At 76.5% G+C, this 7931-nt stretch carries 7 protein-coding genes; 3 read left to right on the top strand and 4 right to left on the bottom strand.

Features of this window, described 5'->3' with window-relative positions:
* Positions 1-60: 60 nt before the first annotated feature.
* Complete coding sequence (locus GTR00_RS09680) at positions 61-1428, bottom strand: cation:dicarboxylate symporter family transporter (protein WP_166611420.1); 1368 nt, start codon at positions 1426-1428, stop codon at positions 61-63.
* Between the two features lie 153 nt (positions 1429-1581).
* Here GTR00_RS09680 and GTR00_RS09685 point away from each other — a divergent pair, with 153 nt between their 5' ends.
* Together GTR00_RS09685 and GTR00_RS09690 are read left to right on the top strand one after the other, a co-directional pair.
* Positions 1582-3177, top strand: coding sequence for a sensor histidine kinase (locus GTR00_RS09685; RefSeq protein ID WP_205705449.1), 1596 nt, complete (start codon positions 1582-1584; stop codon positions 3175-3177).
* The gene (locus GTR00_RS09690) at positions 3174-3863 is read left to right on the top strand and encodes a response regulator (RefSeq protein ID WP_166611422.1); all 690 of its coding nucleotides are present in this window, start codon (positions 3174-3176) and stop codon (positions 3861-3863) included. The genes GTR00_RS09685 and GTR00_RS09690 overlap by 4 nt, the downstream gene beginning before the upstream one ends.
* A 46-nt stretch (positions 3864-3909) precedes the next feature.
* On the opposite strand, the gene GTR00_RS09695 is transcribed toward GTR00_RS09690, so the two are convergent.
* Positions 3910-5670: a putative bifunctional diguanylate cyclase/phosphodiesterase gene (locus tag GTR00_RS09695; RefSeq protein WP_166611423.1), complete on the bottom strand. Its 1761-nt coding sequence runs from the start codon at positions 5668-5670 to the stop codon at positions 3910-3912.
* Positions 5671-5751: 81 nt separating this feature from the next.
* Between GTR00_RS09695 and GTR00_RS09700 the strand changes: the two genes are divergently transcribed.
* Positions 5752-6624, top strand: a complete 873-nt coding sequence (locus tag GTR00_RS09700; RefSeq protein ID WP_166611424.1) for an SMP-30/gluconolactonase/LRE family protein — start codon at positions 5752-5754, stop codon at positions 6622-6624.
* Positions 6625-6645: 21 nt separating this feature from the next.
* Here GTR00_RS09700 and GTR00_RS09705 read toward each other — a convergent pair whose 3' ends face one another.
* Both GTR00_RS09705 and GTR00_RS09710 read right to left on the bottom strand, forming a co-directional pair.
* Positions 6646-7104 carry a MerR family transcriptional regulator gene (locus GTR00_RS09705; protein WP_205705451.1) on the bottom strand — a complete coding sequence of 153 codons (459 nt, stop codon included), beginning with the start codon at positions 7102-7104 and terminating at the stop codon, positions 6646-6648.
* Between the two features lie 141 nt (positions 7105-7245).
* Positions 7246-7770 (bottom strand): inorganic diphosphatase, encoded by a 525-nt coding sequence (locus tag GTR00_RS09710; RefSeq protein ID WP_166611426.1) that lies wholly within the window; start codon positions 7768-7770, stop codon positions 7246-7248.
* Positions 7771-7931 lie beyond the last annotated feature (161 nt).

Raw genomic sequence — 7931 nt, forward strand, 5'->3', positions numbered from 1 at the left:
CACCGCACCGGGAGGCCCCCACCGCGGGCAGCGGTGGGGGCCTCCCGGTGCGGTGGGCGCTCAGCGCCGCCCGGCGGCCGCCTCCTCGCGCTCGGGCTCGACGGAGCGCGGCGCGTGGTGCGAGGGGTCCATCGTGCGCTCGTCGAACGGGTCCTGGCCGGCCAGGACGGTCTGCACGCGCTGCTTGTCGATCGTCCCGCTCCAGGTGGCCACCACGATCGTGCCCACGGTGTTGCCGATGAAGTTCGTGATGGCGCGCGCCTCGGACATGAAGCGGTCGATGCCGACGATGAGGCCCACGCCGTCCAGCAGCGCCGGCTTGTGCGAGGCCAGGCCACCGGCCAGCGTGGCCAGCCCGGCGCCGGAGACGCCCGCGGCGCCCTTGGAGGCGATGACCATGAACACCAGCAGGGAGACCTGCTCGCCGATCGAGAGCGGGTCGCCCAGCGACGTCGCGATGAACAGCGAGGCCATCGTCAGGTAGATCGCGGTGCCGTCGAGGTTGAAGGAGTACCCGGTGGGCACGGTGATGCCCACGGTGGAGCGGTGCACGCCCAGGTGCTCCATCTTGGCGATCAGGCGCGGCAGGGCGGTCTCCGAGGAGGACGTGGAGACGATGAGCAGCAGCTCGCGCGCCACGTACCGCAGCACCGAGAAGATCGACAGCTTGGCCACCACCCGCAGCAGCAGGCCCAGCACGAGGAGGACGAACAGCGCGCAGGTGACGTAGAAGCCGACCATGACGATCGCCAGGGCCTTCAGCGCGTCCACGCCGGTGGCGCCCACGACCGCGGCGATGGCGCCGAACGCCCCGACCGGCGCGGCCCACATCACCATCGCCAGGACCTTGAAGACGACCCGCTGGACCACCTCGACGCCGCGCAGGGCAGGCTCGCCGCGCTCGCCCAGGGCCTGGATGGCGAAGCCGACCAGCAGCGCCACGAACAGCGTCTCCAGCACCGAGCCGTCGGTGAGGGCGCTGAACAGCGAGGTCGGGATGATGCCCAGCAGGAAGTCGACGGTGCCGCCGCCCTCGTGGGCCTCCTCGGCGCGCTCGGCGCCCACGCCGCGCAGCTCGTCGGTCAGCTGCAGGTCCGTGGCCGGCAGCAGGTTGCCCACGACCAGGCCGATGACGAGGGCGAAGGCGCTCATCACCAGGAAGTACACCAGGGCCGTGCCGCCGACCCTGCCGACCTCGGCGGCCTTGCGCACCGACCCCACGCCCAGCACGATCGTGCAGAAGATGATCGGGGAGATCATCATGCGCACGAGGTCGACGAACCCGTCGCCCAGCGGCTTCAGCGCCACACCGACGTCCGGGACGAGCAGGCCCACCGCGATGCCGAGGGCGACGGCGGCGATGACGGCGATGTACAGGTAGTGGGTGCGGTCCTTCTTGCGGGTACCGGGCTGAGCGCCTGTGCTCACGGGGTTTCCTCCTCGACCGGGGGTACGGAGGTGATGGTGCTCACACGCTCTCGCGCGGTGCGCGCTTGTGCACCTTTCGTTCACGGCGCGCCCGCCCGCGCGCGCCGCCGGCGCCCCCAGCACCACCGGCGGCGCTGGACCCTGGCCTCGCGCGTGTTCGTGCTCCAGCTGCTCGTGGTCTGCCTGGTCACGCTGGCCTGCACGGCCGCGCTGGTGCAGCAGCTGCGCGAGGACGGGCGCCGCGACGCCGGCCGCCTCGTCACCGGCGTCGCCGAGGCCGTGGCCACCTCCCCGGACGTGCGCGCGGGCCTGGCCGTGCCCGGCGGCACCGCCGACCCCGCGCTGGCCGGCGTGCGCGCCGGCGTGCGCCGGCACGTGCAGGAGGTGCGCGAGCGCACCGGCACCGACTTCATCACCGTCATGGACGCCGCCACGCTGCGCTGGACCCACCCCGACCCCGCCCAGCTGGGCCGGCCCTTCCGCGGCAACGCCGCCGCCGCGCTGGCCGGCGGTCGGGTGCTGGAGACGTACACCGGCACCCTGGGGCCCTCGGTGCGCGCCGTGGTGCCGGTGCGCGCCGCCGGCGGGCGCGTCGTGGGCGCCGTCGCCGTCGGGGTGACCACCCGCACGCTGGCCCAGGAGCTGCGCGGGCAGCTGCCCGTCGCGCTCGGCGCGGCCGGCCTGGCGCTGGCGGTGTCGGTGGTGGGCAGCCTGGCGCTGAGCCGCTGGGTGCGCCGGCGCACCCACGGCCTGGAGCCGGCGGACCTGACGCGGCTGTGGGAGGTCGACGACGCCGTCCTGCACTCCCTGCGCGAGGGCCTCGTCGTGCTGGACACCGCCGGGCGGGTGCAGGTCGTCAACGACGAGGCGCGCCGCCTGCTGCCGCCCGGGCCGGAGGGCGCCGCCGCCGGCGCCCCCGGCGTGGAGCTGCCCCCGGCGGTGCGGCGCCTGGCCGAGGGCGGCGAGGACGTCGTGGACGACGTGCAGGTCACCGACGACCGCGTCCTGGTCGTCAGCCGCCTGGACGCGCGCTGGGAGGGCCGCCGCGTCGGCACCGTGGTCACGCTGCGCGACCACACGGAGCTGGAGGCGCTGACCCGCGACCTGGACGCCGTGCGCGGGCTGGCCGAGGCGCTGCGCTCGCAGGCGCACGAGGCGGCCAACCGCCTGCACGTCGTGGTCACCCTCGTCGAGCAGGGCCGCGGCGAGCAGGCGGTCGCCTTCGCCACCGCCGAGCTGGCCGCCGTGCAGCAGCTCACCGACCTCGTCGTCGCCGACGTCGCCGACCCCGCGGTGGCCGCGCTGCTGGTGGGCAAGTCCGCCCAGGCCGCCGAGCGCGGCGTGGAGCTGGAGGTGGAGCCGGACACCGCGCTGCCCGAGGGGCTGCTGCCCGCGCGCGACCTGGTCACCGTGGTGGGCAACCTGCTGGACAACGCCGTGGAGGCGGCGCTGGCCGGCGCGCAGCCGCGGTGGGTGCGGGTGCGCACCGCCTGCGAGGACGGCGTGGTGGAGGTGAGGGTGACCGACTCCGGCGCCGGGTTCCCGGCGGGGACGCTGCAGCTGGCCGTGCAGCGCGGCTGGTCGCGCAAGGAGCAGCGCCTGCACCCCGGCGGCGCGCACGGGCTGGGCCTGGCGCTGGTGGGGCAGGTGGTGCGCCGGCACGGCGGCTCCATCGCCGTGGAGGAGCCGGTGACCCTCGACGACGGCGGCGGCACGGTCGTGGTGCGCCTGCCCGCGGGGCCCCGGTGATCCGCGTCCTCGTCGTCGAGGACGACCCCGTGCTGGCCGCCGCGCACGCCCGCCTGGTGCAGGGCGTGGCCGGCTTCGCCGTCGCCGCCGCCGTCCACTCCGGCCGCGGGGCCCTGGCCGCCGTCGGCGCCGGCGGGGTGGACCTGGTGCTGCTGGACATGACGCTGCCGGACATGGACGGGCTGCAGGTGCTGCGGGCGCTGCGCGCGGCGGCCGTGGGCGCCGACGTGATCGCCGTGACCGCGGCCCGCGAGCCCGGCGTGGTGCGCCAGGCGCTGTCGATGGGCGTCGTGCAGTACCTGCTCAAGCCGTTCACCGCCGCCTCCCTGGAGGAGCGGCTGCGCGCCTACGCCCGCTTCCGCGCCGAGGTGGCCCGCGCCGGCGGCGGGGCGGACGCGCTGGACCAGCAGGCCATCGACGAGGCGCTCTCGCAGCTGCGCACCTCCTCCGGCCCGGCGCGCGGGGTGGCGCCGGCCACCCTGCAGGCGGTGGTCGCCGCGCTGCGCGCCGCCCCGCCCGGCGCGGGCCTGTCCGCCGCGGAGGCCGCCGCCGCCACGGGCCTGTCGCGCGTCAGCGCCCGGCGCTACCTGGAGCACCTGGCCGGCGCCGGGCGCGCCCGCAAGGAACCGCGCTACGGCGGCTCGGGGCGCCCGGAGCTGGCGTACCTGCCCACGCCGGGGCTGTGAGGCCGCGGGACCGCGGGGGCTGCGCGCACCGCGGGACGTGCGGGGCTCAGGCCGCGCCGGTGCGCTGCGGCGCGCGCGCCAGGCGCTCGGCCAGCTCCTGCGGCGGCACCGGGCGGCCGAAGAGCCAGCCCTGCGCCAGCGGGCAGCCCATCCGCGTCAGCAGCCGCGCCTGCTCGGCCGTCTCCACGCCCTCGGCGACCACCTCCAGGCCCAGGGTGGCGCTCAGCCCCAGCAGCGCCTCCAGCATCCCCGCCCGGCGCGGGGAGGTGGTGATGTCGGCGGTGAAGCCCGCGTCGAGCTTGAGGTAGTCCGCGGGCAGGGTGTCCAGGCGGCTGAAGGCCGAGTACCCGGTGCCGAAGTCGTCGATGGCCACGCCGATGCCGTGCTCGCGCAGCGCGCGCAGCGCCGCCAGCGCCTGCGTCGAGGAGGCGTCCACCACGCTCTCGGTGACCTCCAGCACCAGCGAGGCCGCCGGGAAGCCGGTGCCCGCCAGCACCTCCAGCACCCGCTGCGGGTAGTCCGGGCAGGCCAGCTCGCGGCCGGAGACGTTCACGGTCAGCAGCAGCTCGCGCCCGGCGGCGCGGCGCACCGCCAGCGCGCCGCGGCAGGCGTCGGCGAGCACCGCCAGGCCCAGCCGGTGCACCAGGCCGCTGGTCTCGGCCACGTGCACGAACTCCAGCGGCGGCACCGCCCCGCGCTCGGCGTGCGTCCAGCGCGCCAGCGCCTCCACGCCCACCACCGCGCCGTCGGCGGGGTCGACGACCGGCTGGAACCAGGCGCGCACCTGCCCGGCGTCCAGCGCCGCGGCCAGGTCGTGCGCCAGCACCGCGGAGGCGTCGTCCAGCAGGCGCGACTGCCCGCGCCCGGCGGCCTTGGCGGCGTACAGGGCGCTGTCGGCGCGGCGCATCAGGTCCGCGCCGCTCTCGCCGGGGAACAGCTCGGCCACCCCGCACGACAGGCCGGCGCGGCGCGCGGCGCTGCGCAGCCCCTCCACCAGCTCCAGCGCCGCCGGGCCCGGCACGCCCGGCAGCAGCACGGCGAACTCGTCGCCGCCGTAGCGGGCCAGCACGGCGCCGGCGGGCAGCACGGCGCGGCACTCCTCGGCGACCGCGCGCAGCAGGTCGTCGCCGGCGGCGTGGCCGGAGCGGTCGTTGACGCGCTTGAAGTGGTCCACGTCCAGCAGCGCCGCCGACAGGGGGGCGCCGGTGCGGGCGGTGCCGGCCAGCGCGCCGTCGAGGGCGTCGTCGAAGCCGCGCCGGTTGGCCAGGCCGGTGAGGCTGTCGCGCCCGGCGCTGGAGGCGCGCTGCACGAGGATCCCGGTGACCACCGAGACGAACGTGAGCACCACGCCCATCGAGACGGACACGCCCGGCGTGACCCCGGGCCGGTCGCACAGCGCCCAGGCGCCCGCGCACGCCAGCAGCAGCAGGTGGGCCACGGACTGCCGCCAGGTGCAGAAGAAGACGACGAAGACCGCCACGAACAGGTACACCGCGGAGATCGCCAGCGCGGTGCCGATGGTGGGGCACACCGGCACCGCCAGGGTGATCAGCGCGGTGCCGGACCCGGCGACGAGGTGGAACGCCCAGCGCGGCAGCACGTGCCCGCGCAGCAGCAGCAGCGCCCCGCCCAGCAGCGCGGTCACCGCCAGGCCGCCCAGCTGCAGGCGCGCGCCGGCGGCGGGGAACGGGGAGCCGAGGACGACGGCGAGCGCGGCGGCGCCGCCGGCCAGGTAGAACGCCCCCGCGGTCGGCGCCATCACGCGCGGCGTCGCCACGGCGGGGGCGGCGGGGCGGGCAGCGGGCACGGTGGTTCGTCGGCCCGCGGGGCGCGCGGCTGGAGCGGGGCCACCCGGCCGGGCCAACGCCCGTCCCCTAGGGTGCGGGGCGTGGCTGCAGCGGAGCGCATCACCGATCGGGTCGTGTACCACGGCGAGGGACCGTGCTGGTCGCCGCAGTGGGGCGGCCTGCGGTTCGTCGACATGGTCGCCGGAGACGTCCTGACCCTCACCCCCTCCGGGGAGCTGACCCGCCGGCGCTACGGCGACGTCGCGGCGATCGTGCGCCCGCGCGCCGGCGGCGGCGCGGTCGTGGCGGTCGAGCGCGGCTTCGTGCTCGAGGACGCCGACGGCGCCCTGACCCCGCTGCCGGAGCTGTGGGGCGCGGCCGAGGGGCTGCGGATGAACGAGGGCGGCTGCGACCCGCACGGGCGCTTCTACGCCGGCTCCATGGCCTACGAGCAGGACGGCGGCGCCGGCGAGGGTCGCGGGTCGATCTTCCGCCTGGACCCGGACGGTTCGGTGCGCACCGTGCTGACGGGCGTGACGATCTCCAACGGCCTGGGCTTCAGCCCGGACGGCGCGCTGGCGTACTACAACGACACCCCCACCGGCCGCACCGACGTCTTCGACTACGACCGCGAGGCCGGGCTGACGAACCGCCGCCCCTTCGCGCAGGTGCAGGACGCCTCGGGCTCGGCCAACCCCGACGGGCTGTGCGTGGACGCCGAGGGCGGGGTGTGGACGGCCCTGTTCGGCGGCTCGGCGGTGCGCCGCTACGCGCCGGACGGGACGCTGGACGCCGTGGTGGAGGTCGGTGCCCGCCAGGTCACCGCGTGCACCTTCGGCGGCGCCGACCTCGACGAGCTGTTCATCACCACCTCGCGCGAGAACCTCGCCGACGACGACGACCCGGCGGCGGGCAGCGTGTTCCGGTTCACCCCGGGCGTGCGCGGCCTGCCGGTGCTGCCCTTCGCGGGCTGAGCCCGGCGCGGCCCCCGCGGGTCAGCCCGCGGGGGCCGGGTCGTCCTGCTCCTGGCGCACCGGCGGCTCGGGGGCGGGGGAGCTGCCGTCGCTGCGGCCGGCGGCCTCGTCGCGCAGGCGCTGGGCGAACTCCTCGGCCATCATCAGCTTCCCGCGCAGCTTCTCCACCCGGGCGTCGGCGGCGGCGCGGAAGGCGTCGAGCTGGTCGAACAGCGTCTCGCGCGGGGTGTCGGAGGGCACCCGGCCGTCCAGGGCGTCCAGGATCGTCAGCAGCTCGCGCATCTCGTCGAGGGAGAAGTCCAGCGGCTTCATGCGCTTGAGCACCATGAGCCGGTAGACGTCCATCTCGGTGTAGAGCCGGAAGCCGCCCGGGGTGCGCGCCGACGGCGCGACGAGCCCCATCTCCTCGTAGTAGCGGATGGTGCGGAAGCTGTAGCCGACCCGCTCGACGACCTCGCCGATCTGCATGAGCCCGCTCAACGGCAGCTCCTCCCGTCCGGTCCCGCCTCGTGCGGGGGAGCCCCGCGGCCCAGCCCTCGATCGTACGCGCCGGGGCCAGGGGCGCGCTGCCGCGCGCGGGGGCGCGGCCCCGGGCGGCGCGCGGCCGCCCGGGGCGCTGCGTCAGTGCCCGGCGCCGGCCTCGTACGAGGTGCCCTTGGCGCGCTCGTACGACGCCTGGATCTCGCGCTCGGCCTCCTCGCGGCCGGACCAGTTGGCGCCCTCGACGGACTTGCCCGGCTCGAGGTCCTTGTAGGTCTCGAAGAAGTGCTGGATCTCCAGGCGGTCGAACTCGCTGATGTCGTCCAGGTCCTGGATCTTGTCCCAGCGCGGGTCGCCCGCCGGCACGGCGAGGACCTTGTCGTCGCCGCCGGCCTCGTCGCGCATGTGGAACATGCCGATGGCGCGGCAGGCGATGAGGCAACCGGGGAACGTGGGCTCCTCCAGGAGCACCAGCACGTCCAGCGGGTCGCCGTCCTCGCCCAGCGTGCCCTCGATGAACCCGTAGTCGTGCGGGTAGCGCGTGGACGTGAACAGCATGCGGTCCAGCCGGATGCGACCGCTCGCGTGGTCCACCTCGTACTTGTTGCGCTGACCCTTGGGGATCTCGATGGTCGCGTCGAACTCGGTCGGCTGCGTCGGCTTCACGACCTCGTCCGAGGGGTGGTTCTCCGACGTGGGTGCCTTGGTCACGCTGCTCCTCTCGCGGGGCCCGGCCGGGCCCGTCCTGTCGGCCCGGCGCCACGTCCGGCGCCCGGCGGTCCGCGCTAGTGTCGCGCAGTCGCCCGCCGGCCACGGACGGGTGGGGG

It is taken from the genome of Kineococcus indalonis (assembly GCF_009906395.1).
In the GTDB taxonomy this organism is placed as follows: Bacteria; Actinomycetota; Actinomycetes; order Actinomycetales; family Kineococcaceae; genus Kineococcus; species Kineococcus indalonis.